The organism is Kitasatospora sp. NPDC032757 (assembly GCF_055579305.1).
The window spans coordinates 67,793-87,078 of the sequence record NZ_JBVINN010000024.1 but is presented as its reverse complement, the minus strand read 5'-3'; the positions used below and the strand labels follow the sequence as shown (position 1 = coordinate 87,078).

The 19,286-nt window shown below is 73.8% G+C and carries 18 protein-coding genes; 5 read left to right on the top strand and 13 right to left on the bottom strand.

Annotation, left to right across the window (positions count from 1 at the left end; all coding sequences use genetic code 11):
* Nucleotides 1-30: 30 nt before the first annotated feature.
* From ACZ5WK_RS24745 to ACZ5WK_RS24735, 3 genes are all read right to left on the bottom strand, one after another.
* Complete coding sequence (locus tag ACZ5WK_RS24745) at nt 31-1,479, bottom strand: WXG100 family type VII secretion target (RefSeq protein WP_465550139.1); 1,449 nt, start codon at nt 1,477-1,479, stop codon at nt 31-33.
* Between the two features lie 43 nt (nt 1,480-1,522).
* Nucleotides 1,523-1,969 (bottom strand): hypothetical protein, encoded by a 447-nt coding sequence (locus ACZ5WK_RS24740; protein WP_465550137.1) that lies wholly within the window; start codon nt 1,967-1,969, stop codon nt 1,523-1,525.
* A 127-nt stretch (nt 1,970-2,096) separates the two neighbouring features.
* Nucleotides 2,097-2,801 (bottom strand): endonuclease V, encoded by a 705-nt coding sequence (locus tag ACZ5WK_RS24735; protein WP_465550135.1) that lies wholly within the window; start codon nt 2,799-2,801, stop codon nt 2,097-2,099.
* 200 nt (nt 2,802-3,001) lie between these two features.
* Here ACZ5WK_RS24735 and ACZ5WK_RS24730 point away from each other — a divergent pair, with 200 nt between their 5' ends.
* Nucleotides 3,002-3,328 carry a hypothetical protein gene (locus ACZ5WK_RS24730; RefSeq protein WP_465550133.1) on the top strand — a complete coding sequence of 109 codons (327 nt, stop codon included), beginning with the start codon at nt 3,002-3,004 and terminating at the stop codon, nt 3,326-3,328.
* A 33-nt stretch (nt 3,329-3,361) separates the two neighbouring features.
* Here ACZ5WK_RS24730 and ACZ5WK_RS24725 read toward each other — a convergent pair whose 3' ends face one another.
* The gene (locus ACZ5WK_RS24725; RefSeq protein ID WP_465550131.1) at nt 3,362-4,093 is read right to left on the bottom strand and encodes an RDD family protein; all 732 of its coding nucleotides are present in this window, start codon (nt 4,091-4,093) and stop codon (nt 3,362-3,364) included.
* A 78-nt stretch (nt 4,094-4,171) separates the two neighbouring features.
* Nucleotides 4,172-5,629, bottom strand: a complete 1,458-nt coding sequence (locus ACZ5WK_RS24720) for an RDD family protein (RefSeq protein ID WP_465550129.1) — start codon at nt 5,627-5,629, stop codon at nt 4,172-4,174.
* Nucleotides 5,630-6,027: 398 nt separating this feature from the next.
* Here ACZ5WK_RS24720 and ACZ5WK_RS24715 point away from each other — a divergent pair, with 398 nt between their 5' ends.
* On the top strand, nt 6,028-6,444 hold the full coding sequence (locus tag ACZ5WK_RS24715; protein ID WP_360196882.1) for an SsgA family sporulation/cell division regulator: 417 nt from the start codon (nt 6,028-6,030) through the stop codon (nt 6,442-6,444).
* Nucleotides 6,445-6,548: 104 nt separating this feature from the next.
* Here ACZ5WK_RS24715 and ACZ5WK_RS24710 read toward each other — a convergent pair whose 3' ends face one another.
* From ACZ5WK_RS24710 to ACZ5WK_RS24695, 4 genes are all read right to left on the bottom strand, one after another.
* Nucleotides 6,549-7,952, bottom strand: a complete 1,404-nt coding sequence (locus ACZ5WK_RS24710) for a glycosyltransferase 87 family protein (protein ID WP_465550126.1) — start codon at nt 7,950-7,952, stop codon at nt 6,549-6,551.
* A 260-nt stretch (nt 7,953-8,212) separates the two neighbouring features.
* On the bottom strand, nt 8,213-9,802 hold the full coding sequence (locus ACZ5WK_RS24705; protein ID WP_465550124.1) for a glycoside hydrolase family 18 protein: 1,590 nt from the start codon (nt 9,800-9,802) through the stop codon (nt 8,213-8,215).
* 276 nt (nt 9,803-10,078) lie between these two features.
* The gene (locus ACZ5WK_RS24700; protein WP_465550122.1) at nt 10,079-11,674 is read right to left on the bottom strand and encodes a sensor histidine kinase; all 1,596 of its coding nucleotides are present in this window, start codon (nt 11,672-11,674) and stop codon (nt 10,079-10,081) included.
* Nucleotides 11,671-12,396, bottom strand: coding sequence for a response regulator transcription factor (locus ACZ5WK_RS24695; protein WP_465550120.1), 726 nt, complete (start codon nt 12,394-12,396; stop codon nt 11,671-11,673). Before ACZ5WK_RS24695 ends, ACZ5WK_RS24700 begins: the two co-directional genes overlap by 4 nt.
* A 200-nt stretch (nt 12,397-12,596) precedes the next feature.
* Between ACZ5WK_RS24695 and ACZ5WK_RS24690 the strand changes: the two genes are divergently transcribed.
* A complete protein-coding gene (locus ACZ5WK_RS24690) occupies nt 12,597-13,148 on the top strand; it encodes a hypothetical protein (protein WP_465550118.1) in 552 nt (183 codons plus the stop codon).
* Nucleotides 13,149-13,152: 4 nt separating this feature from the next.
* On the opposite strand, the gene ACZ5WK_RS24685 is transcribed toward ACZ5WK_RS24690, so the two are convergent.
* Nucleotides 13,153-13,683: a VOC family protein gene (locus ACZ5WK_RS24685; protein WP_465550116.1), complete on the bottom strand. Its 531-nt coding sequence runs from the start codon at nt 13,681-13,683 to the stop codon at nt 13,153-13,155.
* Between the two features lie 203 nt (nt 13,684-13,886).
* Between ACZ5WK_RS24685 and ACZ5WK_RS24680 the strand changes: the two genes are divergently transcribed.
* Nucleotides 13,887-14,432 (top strand): Lrp/AsnC family transcriptional regulator, encoded by a 546-nt coding sequence (locus ACZ5WK_RS24680; RefSeq protein WP_465550114.1) that lies wholly within the window; start codon nt 13,887-13,889, stop codon nt 14,430-14,432.
* 54 nt (nt 14,433-14,486) lie between these two features.
* Here ACZ5WK_RS24680 and ACZ5WK_RS24675 read toward each other — a convergent pair whose 3' ends face one another.
* The 3 genes from ACZ5WK_RS24675 to ACZ5WK_RS24665 form a co-directional block, all read right to left on the bottom strand.
* Nucleotides 14,487-15,293, bottom strand: a complete 807-nt coding sequence (locus ACZ5WK_RS24675; RefSeq protein WP_465550112.1) for a S16 family serine protease — start codon at nt 15,291-15,293, stop codon at nt 14,487-14,489.
* A gap of 24 nt (nt 15,294-15,317) precedes the next feature.
* Nucleotides 15,318-15,968, bottom strand: coding sequence for an IclR family transcriptional regulator (locus ACZ5WK_RS24670; RefSeq protein WP_380316659.1), 651 nt, complete (start codon nt 15,966-15,968; stop codon nt 15,318-15,320).
* Between the two features lie 622 nt (nt 15,969-16,590).
* Nucleotides 16,591-18,423 carry a DEAD/DEAH box helicase gene (locus ACZ5WK_RS24665; protein ID WP_465550215.1) on the bottom strand — a complete coding sequence of 611 codons (1,833 nt, stop codon included), beginning with the start codon at nt 18,421-18,423 and terminating at the stop codon, nt 16,591-16,593.
* Between the two features lie 333 nt (nt 18,424-18,756).
* On the opposite strand from ACZ5WK_RS24665, the gene ACZ5WK_RS24660 reads away from it, so the two are divergent.
* Nucleotides 18,757-19,230: an SsgA family sporulation/cell division regulator gene (locus ACZ5WK_RS24660; protein WP_465550109.1), complete on the top strand. Its 474-nt coding sequence runs from the start codon at nt 18,757-18,759 to the stop codon at nt 19,228-19,230.
* Nucleotides 19,231-19,286 lie beyond the last annotated feature (56 nt).

Below are 19,286 nucleotides of genomic sequence, written 5' to 3'. Positions count from 1 at the left end.
GTCATCGGCCCGTCCTCTAGCGAACAGGACTCATTCCACCACGTTCGGGTTGGCCGGCTTGTCCGACGCCCAGGTCTCCTCGTCCTCGACGAGATAGTCAGGGCGCTTGCCGTCCTTCTCCTTGTCCTTCTTGCGACGCTGGGAATCCCCGATCGGCATTCCCGGTCCCATGCCGGCGCCGGAGTTCGCACCCAGCTCTCCCCTGGCCCGGCCCCGGGCCCCTAGGCCGGAACCGCCTTCGGTGAAGGCCTGCTTCGCGCCTGACCCGCTGCCGGGACGCGCGCCCCCGCCGACGATGCCTCCGGTCCGCCCCGGCAGGGCGCTTCCGGGGCGAGCCCCTGTGGCGGCGCGGCCTCCCGTGCCGAAGCCGCCTTCATAGCCCTCGCCCACGCCGAAGGCCTTACCCCCGCGGGCGACGGCCTTGCCGGGAGCGCCCGTTGTGCGACCGAAGGCGTCCTTGTTCTGCGTCACGCCGCCCTTGCCGGGGTCGTTGCCCTGCCCTCCCTTCCCACCCAGAATCGGCCCACCTCCGGCCGGGCCGGGCCCGCCCTCGATGCCACCCTTCGGGAGGCCAATGGGCGTACCGGGATTGGACGTCGGGTTAGTGGTATTGGTGGACAGCGGGCTGGTACCGGGCGTACTGGAGGGAGTGATCGTCGTACCGTCGATCGCGGTGCCAGGACCGTAATGGGTAGCGGACGGCGGCTTGGGAACCGGCTGAGCAGTACCTCCCTTGATACCTGAGTCAGTGGGTGCCGCCGGCACCGTATTCGTCGTCGCCGCCTTGGGCGCAGATCTGTCAGCAGACCTCGGAACCCGCGACACGGGGCTGCTCGTGCCTGCCGGAGCCGTCCCGGTGCCGGCGTAGCTGGCACCCGTCATCACAGCGCTCAACATCGGCGCCGCAGTCGAATCGTCAGACGATGTGACGTCGCGAGTGTCTTGACGGACCGGGTTCGGAACCGACGGCGGCGGCTTCAGCATCGGCGTGGCCACCCGGTAGTGCATCGCCAGCGTCTGCATGACCGCCGCCGCTTCGGCCTTCTTCTGCTCGGCGACGGCCGTCTTCGTGTCCTCGTCGTCGCCGCCGAAGATGGACGAGACCGTGTCACCCACGCCGTCGGTGAACTGTTCCCAGCCGCTGGGCTCTTCGGGCATGTCGCGCTTGGCCTGGGAGATGGCCTCGGACAGGTGCTTGAGCGTGTTGGCGGCGTCGTTGGCGTAGGAGGACGCGTTGTTGATGGTGGCCGCGAGCTGGAGCATGCGCTTGTGGAAGGCGTCGCTGGTGCTGCCCTCCCAGCTGACGGCGGCCTCCGTGCTGGCGCGGGTGAGGGTGGCGCGGATGGCCTTGAGGGTGTCGGCGGCGCGGCGCCAGGGGTCGCTGGCGGCCATCACCTCGCCGGGGTTGAGGGCCTGCGCCATCTTCCGGAGTTCGGCGTGGCTGTAGTCGTTGAACTTGGTGTAACCCGAGCCGCTCATCGGTGGCCGTCTCCGTTCTCCAGGGGCTTCCGGCGTGGGGCGCTCATCGCTCGGACTTCCCGCCGGTGTGCTTGGCCGGGGTGACGGTCTGGGCGTAGGCGGCGGTGCTGGTGGCGGAGGGGCTGGCGACCGACCAGCCGTCGTCGCCGAGTTTCAGCTTGCCCGAGGTGCGGTGTTCCTGCTCCTCGTAGTTGGTGGCGGTGAGTTCGGCCTTCTTCTGGGCTTCGTCCACGGCGTCCTGGAGCTGGTTGAGGACGTCGCGCAGGCCGTCCCGCATGACCTCGTAGCGGCCGTGCAGTTCGGTGGCCTCCGCGAAGGTGCCGAGGGCGTTCTTGCCGACGGCGCTCTGGCCGTGTGCGGTGGTGCCGTCGGCGTGGTGCTGGAACTCGGCCAGCAGTCCGCGTACCTGGGCCGCGAAGGCCCGTAGCTGTTCGACCTCGACCTTGTAGCCGCTGCCGGCCCCGCCGGTCGATCCGGTCCCCGTTGCCACTTTCCGGCGCCTCCCCCGTGCGTCCGTCGTTCCGCTGTCCTGTACAGCCCCGAAGACACATGTCTAACACATGGTCCGGGCCGGGAGTATGGCGCTTCGGCCGAACCGCGGGTGGCCTGCTGCGCCGTCAGTTCGCGGGCGTTCCCTCCTGCAGGGCGGTGAGGGTGCGGCGGCAGAGCGAGTCGGCGTGGCGGGTGGTTTCGGGCAGACGGTACTGGCGGGCGAGGGCCAGGGTGGTGTCGACGGCCTCGGCCAGGCCGATGCGGTGGCCGACGGAGACGAAGACCGGTTTGACGCCGGCCCGGGTGCGGACGGCGCGTCCGACCTCCTCGCCGGTGGCGGGGTCGGTGAGCGGGGTCCAGGAGCCACGGGGGGCGTCGGGTTCGCGGTGGTCGAAGGTGAACGGGGTCTTGGCGACGCCGATGCTGCGCAGGCCGGTGAGCACGCCGAGGTGGCTTGCGAGGCCGAGGCGGCGCGGGTGGGCGAGGCCGTAGCCGTCGCAGACGACGGTGCCGGGGGTGTGGGTGAGCCGTTCCAGGGCGCCGAGGACGGTGGGGAGTTCGCGGAAGGCGAGCAGGCCGGGGACGTAGGGGAAGGCGATCCGGTCGACGGCGGTGGTCTCTTCGACGACGGCGAGGCTGTCGAGGTCGAGCACGACGGCGGCGGCGACCACGAGGTCCCGCTCGTCGTCGTAGGCGACGTCGACGCCGGCGATCAGCCGGTCGTCCGCCGTGCCGGACGGGGCGGGGCCGTGCGGCTGGACGAGCGGACGGAGCCGTTCCTGTTCGGCGATCGCCTCGGTCTCGGTGGTGGGCCAGTCGGCGACGGGCACGGCGGTTCCCCCTGGATGTGTGGACGGTCCGGTCGCGATCACCGTACCGAGCGGGGCGGACGACCCCGCGGTGAGCCTGTGCGCCCCTTGTGCCCCGGACCCGGCGGGTTAGGCTGCACTTACCGAACTCCCGTGCCGGGTAGGAACATTCGGTACGGCACCACCCGCCCGTTTCCCCCGACGTGCGAAGGACCGACGCCATGCCGCGCCCGACCACCGCCCAGATCTGCCTCGGTACCTTCACCGTCGTCGCCGCCACCGTGGCGCTGCTGGCCGTCTCGGGCGTCTCGGGCGTCCTGGAGGTCGCGGTGCTGGTGGGGTTCGCGCTCGCGCTCGGCACGCTGGTGACGCTGCTGTCACTGTCCACCGCCGCGCAGCGCGGGGCCCACGCACCGAAGCCGACTCCGACGCCGGGACCGGCACCCGCAGCCACGCCCGCAACCGCCCCCACCCCCGCAACCGCGCCCACGCCCACGCCCACGCCCACGCCCACGCCCACAGGACAGGAGTACGCCCGGCAGCGCTGAGGCGCCACCGGGCGGTACCGGGCTCACCGGCGATCAGACCGTGGAGACCACCACGGTCTTCGCGGCCTTGTCGTGGATGCACTGGCGGTACGGCTTGTCGAAGACGCCGAACAGGCCGTCGATCAGCCACCACAGGGCGGCGCAGCAGATGAGCGCCGGGAGGATGAAGACGGCGGACCTGGTCCAGGCGGCGGACGGGGTCGGCGTGCTGCCGTCGATCAACATGGCTGCGCGGATCTTCATCGCCTTCTTGCCGAGGGTCTGGCCGTCCCGGCTGAGCATCAGACCGTCGTAGACCAGGTACAGCAGACAGGCGAGCCAGAACGCGCCGGCCGAGCCGGAGCGGTCGCTGAGGCTGGCGAAGGGCAGCACCAGCAGGAGTGCGACGACCTGCACCAGCACGTAGTCGATCAGCTGCGCGAGGATGCGGTTCGGCCAGCTGCCGAGGGGTGGCATCCCGGGGACGGGCCCGGCACCCGGCGTGCCGTGGCCGGTGGGGCCGTAGCCGGGCGGCGGCTGGTCGTAGGGCGACTGGCCGGGGCCCTGCCCGTACGGTGGCTGCCCGTACGGCGAACCGCCGGGGGTGCCGCCGTAGTTGCCGCCGTACGCGCCGGGGCGGTCGTCGGGGCCGCTGGGCTGTGGGTTTCCGTACGGGTCCGACGGCGCACCTTCCGGCGTGCCGCCGGCCGGCTGTGGGGGCTGCTTGTCGAAGGAGGGCTTGCCGCCCCCCTCCGGCTCGGGGCCTGAGGGATTGTAGGTGCTCATTCCCCGAGTAGAACATCGCACATTCTCTGGACTTCGGATATTTAGTCCGTTTTGCCCGGCAACCTCCGTGGAGCCCGGTCAGGCCCGGACGACCCGGGTGCGGCCCGCCCGGTCGTGCCAGCCACGCCGGGCAGGGCGGTCGAAGACCGGCCAGACGAGGCCGAGCAGCAGGACCGCCGAGACGTTCCTGACCAGCCATCGGCAGAGCGAGCGGCCGAAGGTCAGCCGGACGCGGGCTGCCGAGGGGGCCGCGTCGATCACCTTGATCCGGGCCAGCCGCTTGCCGAAGGTCTGGCCGGTGCGGGCGGTCGGCAGGACCTCGTAAAGCAGGCCGACGAAGGCGAGGATGCCGACCAGGACGGCGAACTTGCCGACCACCACGCCGTCCACCAGCCAGACGTCGACCTGGCGGCGGGTGAGTGAGCTGGCCATCCGGGCCTGGTCGAGTTTGTCCTGCAGGTGGGTCTGGACTGAGCTGCCGAGCGGGATGGCTGCCGCGATGGCGACGACGGCCAGCACGACGGTGTCCACCAGCCGGGCGGCCAGCCTGCGGCCGAGGCCGGCCGGGACCGGCGGGGCGGGCCGTCGGCGGGCTGCCGGGCGCGGCGCGGACGCGGCGGACGCCGGACGCCCGGCGGGCACCGTGCGCATCGGGCGGGTGGCGGGCACCGGGGCAGGGACGGGCGCGTTGGCCGCGTCCTGCACCGGGACTGGCTCCGGCTCCACAACGGGTTCCGATTCGGCTTCGGGTTCGGGTGCCGACTCGGGCGCCGGCCGGGGCTCCCACCCCCGCCCGGGCTCCGCACCCGGTGCGGTCACCGGAACGACTTCGGCGTCGGCAACGGCCGGCCCGGCCACCGGCCCGACGGCCTGTGCCGCCACCGGATCGCCCGCCTCCGCAACCGGCTCCACCCCGGGCAGCACGCCCCAGGAGACCCAGCGCGGCGCACCGCCCGTCTCCATCAGCCCCCGCTGCGCCCGCGGATCGACCTGCCAGCCGGACGGATCCTCGTCCGTGGCGCCGGACCAGCCCTCCGCCTCACCCTCCGCGCCCGCCGGCCGGAACACCGGCCCGCCGGCCAGCTGCGGCCCAAAGGTGAACGATGCCCCGCCCGCCGTCTGGTCCAGGTACACCGGCCCGGTCTCTCCCGGCAGCGGTTCCGGCGCCCGCTCAGCGACGGCCGCCGCATCCACCCCGCCCCCCGCATCCACCGCGCCCACCGGATCCACCCCATCCGCCGGACTCACCCCGCCCACCTCGCCCACCTCGGCCGCGTCGACCACCGGAGCCACCGGCGGCGGTAGGTGCCGCGCCCCGACGCCCGCACCCGCAGCCCCCGCCGCGCCGCTGCGGCGGGCCACGAACCGCGGCGGCTCCAGCACCTCGCCCTCCGCCGGCGCGGGCCGGCTGGTCCCGGGCACCCAGGCCGTGCCACCCCAGTAACGGACGAAGCCGGGGACGGACGGGTCGGGGTAGTAGCCCGGCGTGGGGCCGACGGCCGTGTCCGCGCCGTCGGCGAAGGGCCGGTCCGTCATGGGGGTCTTCTTTCCTGGCAGGGCCGATGCGGCGCACCCGGCGAGCAGTACACGCGGTGGCGGCTCGGGCGACACGGGTGGCTTCGCCGTCGGCGCGCGCGAGGGTACCGCCGGATGGGCGGACAGTCGCCGGGCAGTCACAAAGGGTAGTACCTCGGAAGCCCCGAGATTGGAACTTGGCCAATCATCGGACGGCCCTGGCCCTGCCGGGGTAAGGACGGGGGCGCGCAGGGGGCGATCACGCGCCTGCGCGCCCGCTTTCACCACAGCCGGTCCGCAAGCCCGCAGAAGTCTGCGAAGAAATCCCGGAAACGTGTGTAAGAACGCCCTCGGCCCGTGCTCTCCAAGGTCACAGGGCCCGAAACCGGGCACGAACCGCAGACAGAGAGGAACCGATCATGGAGCGCCCGACGAGCGTGGTGGAGCACGAGCTGGAGCTCAACCTGGTGCTCTCCCCCGAGCACAGCGTCCCCGTCCCGGCCCGGCTGTCCTACGGCAGTCACGACCCGTACGCCGTGCACATCACCTTCCACCTGGACACGGGCTCGCCGGTCACCTGGGTGTTCGCCCGCGAGCTGCTGGTGGAGGGCACCTTCCGCCCGTGCGGGCAGGGCGACGTGCGGATCTGGCCGACCAGGTCGGGCCGGCGCAGCGTGCTCTGCATGGCGCTGAGCTCGCCGGCCGGGGACGCTCTGCTGGAGGCGCCGCTGCCGGCGGTGGCCGCCTGGCTGGAGCGGGCGCACCGGCTGGTTCCGCCGGGCAGCGAGCTGGCCGCGCTGGACATGGACGGCTCGCTCGCCGAGCTGCTCGCGTGAGTGCGCGCGACCCGGTCGCACGGCGCGGCTCAGGAGCCTCCGACGGCTCGGCAGACCCCGACGGCCACCCGGCAGTCCCCGGTGACCTGGCCCGCGCCGACGACTCAGCGGGCCGCGGGGGCCTGCTGACGGTCGCGCGCGGGGCCCTGGTGGCCGTCGCCCGCCCGCTGCCCGGGCAGCCGGACGAGCGGAGCGCCGGCGGCCCGCCGCCGTGCCCTTATCCGTAGCGCGGCGGCCAGCAGGAAGCAGATCCCGACCAGGGGGTAGACGGAGGTCGGGATCTGGCGGAACGGCGAGAGGTGCAGGACGAGCGCGCCCACCGGCTTCGCGGCCCACATCGCGAAGGAGAGGAAGGCGACCAGCGTGGCCCCGAAGGCGGCGCGCCAGCGCACCTTGCGGACGGCGGCCGGACGGCCCTGCTCGACCGCCGCCTCGCAGGCGAGCAGGGCGAGCACGGGCACGCACCAGACCCAGTGGTGGGTCCAGCTGATCGGCGAGATCAGCACGGCGGTGACGGCGGCGCAGCAGACGCCCCACGCCTCGGCGCGCGGCAGCCAGCGGGAGCTGGCGGAGGCCCAGGCGGCGACGGCGAGGCCGGCCACCGCGACCAGGCCGGCGCCCAGGGTGGCGACGGTGCCGGGGTCGGCGGTGTGCAGCAGCCGGGCGAAGGCGCCGCGGAGCGACTGGTTGTCGACGATCTCGGTCTTGCCGACCCGGGTGGAGTCGTAGAGGTACTTGGTCCAGAACCCCCAGGTGGCGTCCGGCAGCACCAGCGCACCGATCAGGAAGGTGCCGAGGAAGGTGAAGCCGGCCACGAACGCGGCCCGGATCCGGCCGGTGAGCAGCAGGTAGACGGCGAACAGGCCGGGCGTGAGCTTGAGGCCGGCGGCGATGCCGATCGCGACGCCCTTGCTGCGGCGGCCGTCCGGACGGGTGAGGTCCCAGAGGATGAGGCAGGCCAGTGCGAGGTTGATCTGGCCGTAGCGCAGCGTGGTGAAGACGGGTTCGAGCCAGACCCCGGCGCCGGTGACCAGGATCACGCCGATGGGGCGCAGGTCCCGGCGCGGCCAGCCGACGAGCTTGAACGACAGGTGGGTGAGGACCGCGAGCAGCCCGAGGTTGCCGAGCGTGATCGCGACCCGGAGGAACGGGACCGGGAACCAGGTCGTCGGCACGAACAGCATCGCGGCGAACGGCGGGTAGGTGGCGGGCAGGTTCCACTCGGTGACGCGCAGGCCGTAGAGGTCGCGGCCGTCGGCCACTGCGGCGCCCTCGGCCCGGTAGACGATCATGTCGACCATCGAGGTGTGGACGAAGTGCCGGACCACCGCGTAGACCACGAGGGACAGGAGTGCCACGGCGGAGACGGCCAGCAGCGGTCGGCGCGGGGCCTCGCGAAGGGCCCGCAGGGGTGCGCCGAGGGCGCCCGTGAGGCGGTCCGGCCGGGGGGCGAGCGCCGGGTCGGGTGCGGTCTGCACCGGGCTGTGCTCGTCTTGCACCGCTGTCACTGTTCGCTCCGTCCACCGCTGGGCCAACCAGCGACGATACCGGATGCCCGTCGGACAGGCCCGCCGGATCAGTCACGGAAAGTAGTCGCAGGTGGGGCGAGAGCCTGCCCGCGCGCGTGCGCGGGCGGGTAGGCGAAACGCCCCGGCCGGCCGTGCTCCGTTGCAGGCGGAGCACGGCCGGCCGGGGTCCCGGGGAAAGGTCGGGGAAGGGGTGGGACAGGGGCGGGGCCGGGGAAGGCCCGCCGAGAGGGCGGGCGGACTCAGCCGGTGTAGGCGCCGAGGGCCCGGGTGAACTCCAGCGGCTGCTGGGCGATGCTGCTGCAGGAGGCGTCGGCGTAGGCCTTGGCGCCGCCCTCGCAGGCCTTGTCGCGGGTGCCGGACCACATCGCCAGCCAGGCCAGGTGCTTGGCCCGCGCGAAGTCGGCGAGCTGCTTGGCGTCGGCCACTGTGAAGACCTCGCTGGCCACATCGTTGACGCCGATCATCGGGGTGACGGCGACCTTGCGCCAGGCGGTGGCGTCGTCCACGCCGAGGACGCTCTTCACCTGGGCCTGGGTGGCGGTGGCGGCGGCGATGGCGTACTTGCCCATCTGCCCCTGCGGGTTCGGGGCGACGCCGTCGCCGAAGTCCATCGCCATGATGTTGACCGCGCCGATCGCGACACCGTTGTTCTTGGCGTCGGCGACCAGGTTGACGCCCTCCTGGGTCAGGCCGGAAGGCAGCGCGGGCAGGGTGAAGGAGACGTCCAGGGCCTTGCCCTTGGCGGCGGCGTTCTTCTGCAGCTGGGCGATGGCCTGCGCACGGCGCGTGTTGGCCGCGGCGTTGGCGATCGCGCCGCCCTCCACGTCGAAGTCGACCTTGGTGAGGCCGAAGGTGTCGACGGTCTTCTGGTAGACGGCCGTGAGGTCGGCCACCGAGGAGCAGGTGAGGGCCGGCTCGCTGCCGTTGGCGCCGCCGAAGGAGACCCGGACGTCGCCGCCGACGGCCCGCAGCGCGCCGATCTGGGCGGCCACCGCGTCGGCGGCGAGGTCGGTGACGCCGCCCCACTTCGGGGTGCAGCCGCCGCCTGAGACCACGAACGCGAGGTTGAAGTTCCTGACGCCGGTGGCCTTGGCGGTGGCGACGAGGTCGTACGGCGGGTAGAGCGAGGTGTCCACGTACGGGGCGAACCCGGCGCCCCCCGGCGCCGGGGTGGGGGTTCCGGTGGGGCTCGGTGTGGCGCTGGTGGGGGCAGCGGTGGGGCTGGGTGAGGCGGTGGTGGGCTTGGCCGTGGCGGTCGGGCTCGGCGGCGCCGTGGTGGGCTTCGCGGTCGCGGTCGGCGTCGTGGTGGGGGCCGTGGTCGGCGAGGCGGTGGGCGTGGTGGTCGGACGGCCCGAGGGGGTCGGCGCGGGGCCGTCTCCGGCCTTGCAGGAGACGTTGTCGATCAGGCAGTTGCCCGGCTCGGCCTGGGCGGCGCCGGCGCCCTGGGCGACGAAGCCGACCACCACGCTCTTGCCGGGCTCCAGCCGCTTGTTCCACGACTCGGGCCTGACGGTGATGTGCTGCCCGTCGGCGCTGAAGGTGGCGTTCCAGAGCGAGTCGATCTTCGCCCCGGCCGGCAGGTCGAAGGTCAGCGTCCAGTTCTCGATCGCGCTGCCGTCCGGGTTGGTGACCAGGTACTGGCCGGTGTAGCCGGCGTCCCAGGTGCTGGTGCGGCTGTAGACGGCGCCGAGCGAGGCGGCGCTCGCCGAGGAGGCGAGGACGACGACGCCGCCGGTGACCAGCGCGGCGGCGACCGCCGAGGCCCCGATGACGACGCCCTTGCGGCTGCGTCGGCGGTGGCCTGAACGGCGGTTGGGCTGAGTCGTCATGGTGGCGTACCTCCGCGGGTGGCAACTGGGGCCGGATGGGGTCGCCGCGGCCGGGCAGGGGTCCGTGGACCCGTTGCGGGCGGCGTGCCCCGGCTCGGTCGGGTGACCGGCGCGGATGACGCTAGCGGTGCCGGATAGCCGAAACCGGCCCCCTGAGCGAGGGGTACAGCTCCCTTAGGGCCCGCTTAAGAAAGAGAGGGGAGGAGCGGCCCGGGAGAGGCAGACGGCCCGGAACGCGCGGGGGATCCGGACCACGGGCTCACCGCCCGCCGGTGGTCACCGTTGGAACAGCGTGTTGCGGCTGCGCCGGCGGCTGGCGCGGGCCGGGGCGCCGTCGGGCCGGGCCTGGAGCCGCAGCCGGATCTCGGCGCCGCCGAGCACGGCGGAGCGGCCGAGGGCGAGGTCGCCGCCGGTGGCCTCGGCGAGCTTGCGGACGATGTCCAGGCCGAGGCCGGTGGAGCCGTCACCGCCGTGGCCCTCGCCGCGCTGGAGGGCGGACTCGGGATCGGTGAAGCCCGGGCCGGCGTCGCCGACCAGGACGATGACGGCGCTCTCGGTGGCCAGCACGTCCACCGAGAAGGCGGTGCCGACGGTGGTGTGCCGGAACACGTTGCCGAGCAGTGCGTCCACGGCCGCGGCGAGGTCGCCGCGCTGGACCGGCACCGGGACGGGCCGGTCGGCGCCGGCCAGCTGCCAGCGGCGGCCCTCGTCCTCGGCGAGCGCGGACCAGAAGCCGACCCGCTCCTGGATCACCTCGGCGGCGTCGCAGCCGACGGTGACGGCGGGCGCGTCCTCGGGGGCGCGGCGGGCCGAGCGGATGATCTGGTCGACCTCGCGTTCCAGCTGGGAGACGGCGTGGCGGGTGGCGTCGGCGGCGTCGCCCTCGCCGAGCGAGGCGGCGTTGAGCCGCAGCACGGTGAGCGGGGTGCGCAGCCGGTGCGACAGGTCGGCGGCCAACTCTCGCTCGGCGGCAAGCAGTTGGACGACACGGTCGGCCATCGCGTTGAATGCCTGGCCGGCCTCGCGCAGTTCCTCGGGGCTGCCGGCGCTCCGCGGGCCGTCGACCGGCACCCGGACGGCGAGGTTGCCGCCGCCGAGCGAGCGCGCGGCGGCGGCCAGCCGGCGGGCGGAGGCCACGATCCGCGCGCCCATCCGGTCGGCGACCAGCACCGAGATGGCCACCAGTGCGAGTGCGACCGCGGAGAGCACCAGCCAGGCGGTGGAGACGCCCCGGGTGAGGTCACCGTCGGCGACGAACACCTCGACCACCGCGGTCCGGCCGGTGTCGACGGCGACCGGCTGGAGCAGGGCGAAGCCGCCCGGCACCTCGACGGTGAACGAGCGGCCCTGGCCGCCCGCCGTGGCCACGTCGGCGGCCAGGGCGCGGGCCTCGCCGATGGTCGCGCCGCCGTCCGGCCCGACCATCGCCGTCGCGCCGGATGCCGTCACGCCGGGCGGTGTCGCCACGGGCAGGGTCACCACGGCCGGTGTCGCGGCAGGCGGTGTCGCCACGGGCAGAGTCGCCACGGCCGGTGTCGCGGCCGGCCCGCCGGGCGGGGTGGTCGGCGCCGGGGAGGCCGGCGGAGCCGGGGCGCCCGCCCCCGTCGGCAGCGGCAGATGGACCGCCATCCGCCGCTGCGCGCCGGCGTCCGTACTGGCCACCGCGCGGGCGATGGCGTCCTGGCCGGTGGTGATGGCGAGGGCCGGTCCGAGCGCCGCCGCCTGCCGCTCGGCCGCCGTGAACGCCCGGTCCCGGGCGGTCTGTTGGACCATCAGCCCGAGCGGGATGAGGAAGGCCAGCGCGACCATGGTGGTTCCGGCCACGGCGGCCTTGATCAGGGCCCAGCGCAGCGAGTGCCCGGACCTCCTCATGTCCGGCGCTCCGCCGGGCCGGGCCCGGGCCCGGCCGGGTGCTCGGCCGCCTCCAGCCGGACGCCGACGCCGCGCACGGTGTGCAGGTAGCGGGGGTTGGAGGCGGTCTCGCCGAGCTTGCGGCGCAGCCAGGAGAGGTGGACGTCGATGGTCTGGTCGCCGCCGTAGGTCTGGCGCCACACCTCGGCCAGGATCTCCTTGCGCGGGACGACCACGCCGGGCCGGGCGGCGAGGAAGGCCAGCAGGTCGAACTCACGCCGGGTCAGGTCGAGCGGCCGGCCGTCCAGGGCGGCCTCGCGGCGCTGGAGGTCGATGGCGAGCCCGCCGACCCTGAGGACCTGGGCGACCGGTGCGGTGCCGCCGCCGAGCCGGCGCAGCACGGCGGCCATTCTGGCGCTGAGGTGTTCCCCGGAGAAAGGTTTCACCAGGTAGTCGTCGGCACCGTCGTTGAGCAGCCGGACGATCTCGGCCTCGTCGTCCCGGGCGGTGGAGATGATCACCGGCACGTTGGTCAGCCCGCGGATCATCTTCAGCGCCTCGCTGCCGTCCAGATCGGGCAGTCCGAGGTCGAGGATCACCAGGTCACAGCCGACCTGGGCGACCTCGCGCAGCGCCTCAAGTGCCGTGCCCACACTGCGGACCGCGTGACCGGTATCGGTCAGGTGCCGGATGAGGGCGGAGCGTACGAAGGGGTCGTCCTCGACCACGAGCACTGTTGCCATGGCCCTGCACGGTACGCCATCGGCCTCCGGTGGTCTGTACCTCGGGTAGCTCCGGACCGGCGATGCGACCGACCGCGGGAGAGGTGCCGGGGCCGGGCCGGGGCCGTTCCGGTGCGACCCTCGCGGTTTGTGCAACTTCCCTGCTGAATAGCAGGGGTGCCCACCTGCGGTGCCCCGGAATACGGCAGGATGTGCGGACGATGCGGAACGGACTGGTACAGCTCGGCGCCTGGGCGGCGGCCACCGGGGCGGCGGTGGCGCTGTCCTGGTTCGGCGTGCACGCGGTGCTGACCGGAGCCGCGTTCGAGCAGCCGACGGCGCTGCCGCTGCCGTCCCCGGCGTCCACCGGGGCACGGACGCCGACGCCCACCACGACGGTCGAGGCGCAGTCCGCACCCCACTCGGAGCCACCCGCCTCTCCGGCCTCCCCCACGTCCGCCCCGGCCTCGACGGCCGCCTCGCACAGCGTGGCCCCGCCCGCCGGTGCCCCGCCCTCCTCGCGCCGGCCCTCGCCGACCGCCACCGCCACGTCCTCCGTGAGCAGCTACCCGGTGCCGGGCGGCCGGGTGGCGCTGGACCTCAAGGCGGACAGCGCCTCGTTGGTCTCCGCCACGCCGGACCCGGGCTGGCAGATGCAGGTCTGGAACGGTCCGCAGTGGCTGCGGGTGGACTTCACCAAGGGCGACCAGGCCAACTCGGTCTTCGTCGCCTGGAACGGTCACCCGCCGACCGTGGAGACCGCCGTCCGGTGACCGGCTACCACCCCGCGAACGGCACGTACCCGGGGAGGTAGGGGCCGCGGTAGCGGGAGCGGTCGACCAGGGTGTGCCGGGTGCCGCCGGGTACCCCGATCGCGGCGAGCACCACCGTCCCGTTCCGGTCCTGCACCTCGTAGGGCTCGGCGAGCGAGCCGGCGCCGCGGTCCACGGCGTAGTCGTACGCGTAGTAGACGTCGGGCACGGCCACCGCGAGGTCGACCACCCCGTCGCCGTGCCGGGCCAGGTGTCCGGCCAGCTCCCGTCCGCGCGGCCCGATCACCTGGACCAGCGAGGTGATCACGAACCTGGTCCCGGGCGCGTGCAGGACGTAGGAGACGGTCTCCGGCTCGCCGGTCTCGGGGCCGGCGTAGGCGGTACAGCGCAGCCCGAGCGCGGTGGCGTAGCGGCGGGCCGCCCGCGCGGCGTCGCCGACCGCGAAGACCACCGCGTCGGCGCGCCCCATCGGGACGAGGTCGGGTTCCTCCCGGCCCGCGGTGAGCAGCACGGGTTCGGCGGCGGTGTCGGTCATGACGGCCCTCCCGGTAGGCGTACGAGACCACGGTCTGTCCCCGTGGGCCGGTGCGGGTCCCGGCTCACGGGGTTGTGGCTGGAGGGTGGCGCCGCGCCGACCGCCGCGCAACTGTTCCGTTTCCTCCTGGTCAAGGTGTGCGCCGGGGCGGGAGAATCGGCCGCACCGCTGTACAGAATGCCCACCGGAGGACGGAGCCCGCGATGCCCCCCGCCCACTCCCCCAGTGACCCCGACTCCCCTGCCGGGCAGGCGGCTTCCGCCCCGGCGGGCGGCAGCAACGACACGATCGACGTGCTGGACGGCCGGCTGATCCGGCTGCTCGCCGAGGAGCCGCGGATCGGGGTGCTGGAGTGTTCGCGCCGCCTCCAGGTGGCGCGGGGCACCGTGCAGGCCCGGCTGGACCGGCTCCAGTCCAAGGGGGTGATCGGCGGTTTCGGGCCGGAGGTGGACCCGGCGGCGCTGGGCTACCCGGTGACGGCCTTCGCCACGCTGGAGATCTCCCAGGGGCAGGGCTCCGACGTACGGGCGCACCTGGCGGCGGTGCCGGAGGTGCTGGAGCTGCACACGATCACCGGGCGCGGGGACATGATGGTGCGGATCGTCGCCCGGTCCAACGCCGATCTCCAGCGGGTGATCGACCGGGTGGTCGGCTTCGACGGGATCGTCCGGTCGTCGACGGCGATCGCCCTGGAGAATCCGGTGCCGTACCGGATCCTGCCGCTGGTGGACCAGGCCGCCGCCGAATAGCCCCGCCGCACCGGCAGGCGCACCTGCCGATACCGCCCCCTCCGCGCCGACGGCTCAGCAGCCGGGGACGGCACCGCCGGTGCGCAGTGCGTCCAGCGCGGAGACCGCCTCGCCCAGCGTGCCCACCGGGACCAGCCGCAGCCCCTGGGGCGTGTTCACCTTGGCGTCCGCGCACTCGTCCTTGGGCAGCAGGAACACCGTCGCACCGTCCCGGGCGGCGGCCTGGGTCTTCAGCGGCACGCCGCCGACCGCGCCGACCACGCCCTGGTCGTCGATGGTGCCGGTGCCCGCGATCTTCAGCCCGCCGGTGAGGTCGCCGCCCTTGCCGTCGCCGGCGAGCTTGTCCACGATGCCCAGCGCCAGCATCTGGCCGGCGCTCGGGCCGCCGATGTCGCCGAGGTCGACCTTCACCTTGACCTGGGCCGGCGAGAGGTGGAGGTAGGAGAGCGCGGCCGTGGTGGCACTGTCCTGCGACTCCGCCATCTGCTGGGCGGTTACCTCCTCCGCCTTGGCGGGGTCGCCCTGCGGGTAGACCGTCTCGGTCGGCCGGATCGCCTCGTCCTGGTCGAACCAGGCCCGCAGCGAGCGCCAGAAGGTGGTCCGCTCGCCCGGGTTGGTCGCCGAGATGGTGACCATCCGCAGCTGGCCGTCGGTGGTCCGTACCGGCGCACCGGTGATGGTGATCACCGGCTTGTCCTGGTAGGTGCCGAGGGTGTCCGCGGTCACACCCGGCCACGTCAGCGTGTACGGCAGCGGGACGAAGGCGGCCACGCCGAACAGCGCGGCGATCAGCACCCCGCAGAGCGTCAGCGCGCGGGTCCGCGGCGAGGTCAGGGCGTTGGGCAGCTTGGAGTCGGACACAGAGGCATCCAAACACACCGGGGCCTACCGCAGGGCGTCGGCGACCTCCGTCGCGGCTTCCACCACCCGGGGACCGACCCGCTCGGGGACCAGCCCGTTCAGCATCACCACGCCGACACTGCCCTCGATCCCGCTCAGCCCGACCAGCGCGGCGGCCGCGCCGCACGCCCCGGACTGCTCCTCCGCGCGGGTGATGACGAAGCCCTGCTCCGGACGGCGCTGGCTGGGGAAGCCCCGCGCCTCCAGGATCGCCCGCCCGGCGGCGCTCTCGCCCAGCGGGTGGCGCAGCCCGGTCCGGTAGGCGACGTGGAAGTCGGTCCAGCTGGGCTCGACCACGGCCACGGCCAGGGCCTCGTTGCCGTCCACCAGGGTGAGGTGGGCGGTGGCGCCGAGGTCCTCGGCCAGGCTGCGCAGGGCCGGCAGCGCCGCCTCCCGCAGCAGCGGGTGCACCCGGTGGGCCAGCCTCAGCACGCCGAGGCCGACCCGGGCCCGGCCGCCGATGTCCCGGCGGACCAGCCCGTGCTGTTCCAGGGTGGCCAGCAGCCGGTAGACGACGGTCCGGTTGACGGCGAGCCGGGCCGCCAGCTCGGTGACGGTCAGCCCGCGCTCCGAGTCGGCGAGGAGCTTGAGGACCCGGACGCCACGGTCCAAGGTCTGGGAGGTCTCTGCAGTCACGACGCGCAATTCCTTTCCGCGGCGGGTCGCCGGAACGGCGGCGCCGGTCCGGGACTCAAGGTGTCGCACGCAGGCGGGTGGCCGCGCTCGGGCCGCGGTGTGTCGTCCTTGACGTCCTGGCGGTCCTGCGGCGCCCGTCTCGCGGGGGGGTTTCCCGGCGGGAGAGCGTGTGGGAAAGGTAGTGAAGGAATTGTCGCGGCGGAAGTGCTTGTCCAAAATTCGGTCATGATCATTTTCGCCCGGCGTGCCAGATGCGGGCAAATGCCCACAATTCACCGGTGGGGACCGGGCGCAGGTCCGAGCACATTCCGAAGTCCGGACAGCCGGGCCCGGAGGGGCACCACCCGTCCGGGCGGCGGTTCGGAGCAGGGTGCGCAGGACCGGCCGGGCCGGTGCCGGCGGGGCCCCGCGGTGCACAGACGGCCGGGCACCGCGAAGCCGGCCGGCCGGGGACGCGGGCACCGCGAAGCCGCCCCGGCCGGAGCCGGGGCGGCGTGCCGCGAACGGCGCGCGCAGGATCAGCCGCGCGGCAGACGGCCCCGGGGGTCCGTGCGGTCGTCGCCGGCGAGGGAGAGGATGCCGTCGACCAGGACCGGAGGCCGGATGGCCACCTGGCGGACCGTTACTTCGCCCATTCCCGGATGCGGTCGATCCGCGCCTTCAGCTGATTGACGGTCGCCTGCGCGGTGAGCGGGCCACCGCACTGGCGGCGCAGCTCGTTGTGGATGGTGCCGTGCGGCTGGCTGGTCCGGTGATGCCAGGCCGCCACCAGCGCGTTCAACTCCTTGCGCAGCTCGCGCAGTTCCTGGTGGGTGACGACCGGTCGCTGCTCGGCCGGCAGCTCCAGCAGGTCGGCCTCCTCGGCCGGCTTGGCCTTGCTGCGCTGGATCTGCCGGTGCTGGCGCTTCTGCAGCAGCATCTGCACCTGGTCCGGCTCCAGCAGGCCCGGGATGCCGAGGTAGTCCTCCTCCTCCTCGCTGCCCGGGTGCGCCTGCATGCCGAACTCCATGGCGTTGTACAGCACCCGGTCGAAGACCGCGTCGGAGCCGATCGCCTCATAGGAGAACTCGTCGCCGCCGGCGCCGTCCGGCCCGTCGTTGGCCCGCTCGGCCTCGGCGAGCAGCCGGTCCTCCTCGTCGAAGAGCCCCTCGCCCTCCTTCTTCGGCCGGTCCAGCACGTGGTCGCGCTGAAGCTCCATCTCGTTGGCGAAGCCCAGCAGCGTCGGGATGGTCGGCAGGAAGACGGAGGCCGTCTCGCCGCGCTTGCGGGCGCGCACGAAACGCCCGACGGCCTGGGCGAAGAACAGCGGGGTGGAGATCGAGGTGGCGTACACGCCGACGGCCAGGCGCGGCACGTCGACACCCTCGGACACCATCCGGACGGCGACCATCCAGCGCGAGTCGCCCGCCGCGAAGTCGGAGATCCGCTTGGAGGCCTCCGCCTCGTCGGAGAGCACCACGGTGGCCTTCTCGCCGCTGATCTCGCGCAGCATCTTGGCGTAGGAGCGGGCCGTGTTCTGGTCGGTGGCGATCACCAGGCCGCCGGCGTCCGGGATCGCCTTGCGGACCTCGCTCAGCCGGCGGTCGGCGGCCTGCAGCACGCTGGGGATCCACTCACCCTGCGGGGCCAGCGCGGTGCGCCAGGCCTGGGCGATCAGGTCCTTGGTCATCGGCTCGCCGAGCCGCGCCTCCAGCTCGTCGCCGGACTTGGTGCGCCAGCGCATGTTGCCGCTGTAGGAGAGGAAGATCACCGGGCGGACGACGTGGTCCGCGAGCGCGTGCCCGTAGCCGTAGGTGTAGTCGGCGACCGACTTGCGGATGCCGTCGCCGCCCGCCTCGTACTGGACGAACGGGATCGGGTTGGTGTCCGAGCGGAACGGCGTACCGGTCAGTGCCAGCCGGCGGGAGGCCGGCTCGAAGGCCTCGAAGCAGGCCTCGCCCCAGGACTTGGAGTCACCGGCGTGGTGGATCTCGTCCATGATGACCAGCGTCTTGCGGGCCTCGGTGCGGTTGCGGTGCAGCATCGGGTTCACGCCGACGCCCGCGTAGGTGACCACGATGCCGTGGTACTCCCGGGAGAGCGGTCCGGAGGAGTAGGCCGGATCCAGCTTGATGCCTATCCGGGCGGCGGCCTCGGCCCACTGCTTCTTCAGGTGCTCGGTCGGCGCGACGACGGTGATCTGCTGCACCAGGTGGTTGTGGAGCAGATAGGAGGCCAGGGTCAGCGCGAAGGTGGTCTTGCCTGCGCCCGGGGTCGCGACCGCGAGGAAGTCGCGCGGCTGGCTCTCGATGTACTTGTCCAGCGCCCCCTGCTGCCAGGCCCGCAGCTTGCCGGCGGTACCCCAGGGGGCCCGGCCGGGGAAGGCCGGCGACAGGTGGTGCGAAGAGGTGGACGACGCATGGCCGCCGACCCGGACGGGCGCGTGCGGATCCTGCGCGTCGGAGAAGAGCGGCATCGAGGAGGCGGCGGCAGTACTCACGGTCTCCGAGGGGGGATCATCGCAGGTCAGAGGCGGTTTGGCAGCCCTGACCCACGGTCGGGAGGCAATCGGACAACCCGCCCAGCCTACCCGGCCCGGCGCCGTTCGGGCGGCCAGGCCGGGCCCGCGCGCGGCCCGCGCGGCCGGAAATGGATGTGACGCGGGTCACGGCGACCGGCGGGGAAAAGCGGGTAATCGCAGCCACCCCCGCCGACTCTCACCAAGGTGAGGCCGCCCCGTCCTCCACAGCCGTCACCGCGGCCTCACGCCACCGAGAAGGCCCCACACCACCGAGAAAGGCGCCGCGCCGTGCACACCGCCGTCGAAGAGAACGTCCAGGCCCGTCTGATCCTCTCCACCCACCGCTCCGCCCGGCTGCGGGTCACCCTCTCCTACCGCCCGGAGGACCCGCTCGCCGTCCGGATGGCCTTCCCGGCCGAGTTCTCGCTGGACGAGCCGGCCGTCCGGCCCGGCCAGGACGCCGGCACGGACGGCGACTCGGACGGCGACTCGGACGGCGGCCAGGACATCGTCTGGGTCTTCGCCCGCCAGCTGCTCTCGGCCGGCCTGGAGCTGCCCGCCGGCGTCGGCGACGTCCACATCCGGCCCGCGGCCGGCCGGCGCACCATGGTCGAGCTGCGCGCGCCCGAGGGCACCGCACTGCTCCAGTTCGACAGCGCCGACGTCCGCCGCTTCCTCTGGCGCAGCCGGCTGGTCGTCCCCGAGGGCGAGGAGCACCTGCACCTGGACGCCGACCGGGCCCTGGCCGAGCTCCTCGGCTAGGGCGGGTCCCGCCGGAGCCCCGACGCCCGGGAGCGTCCCGGCGCCCCGCCCCTGCC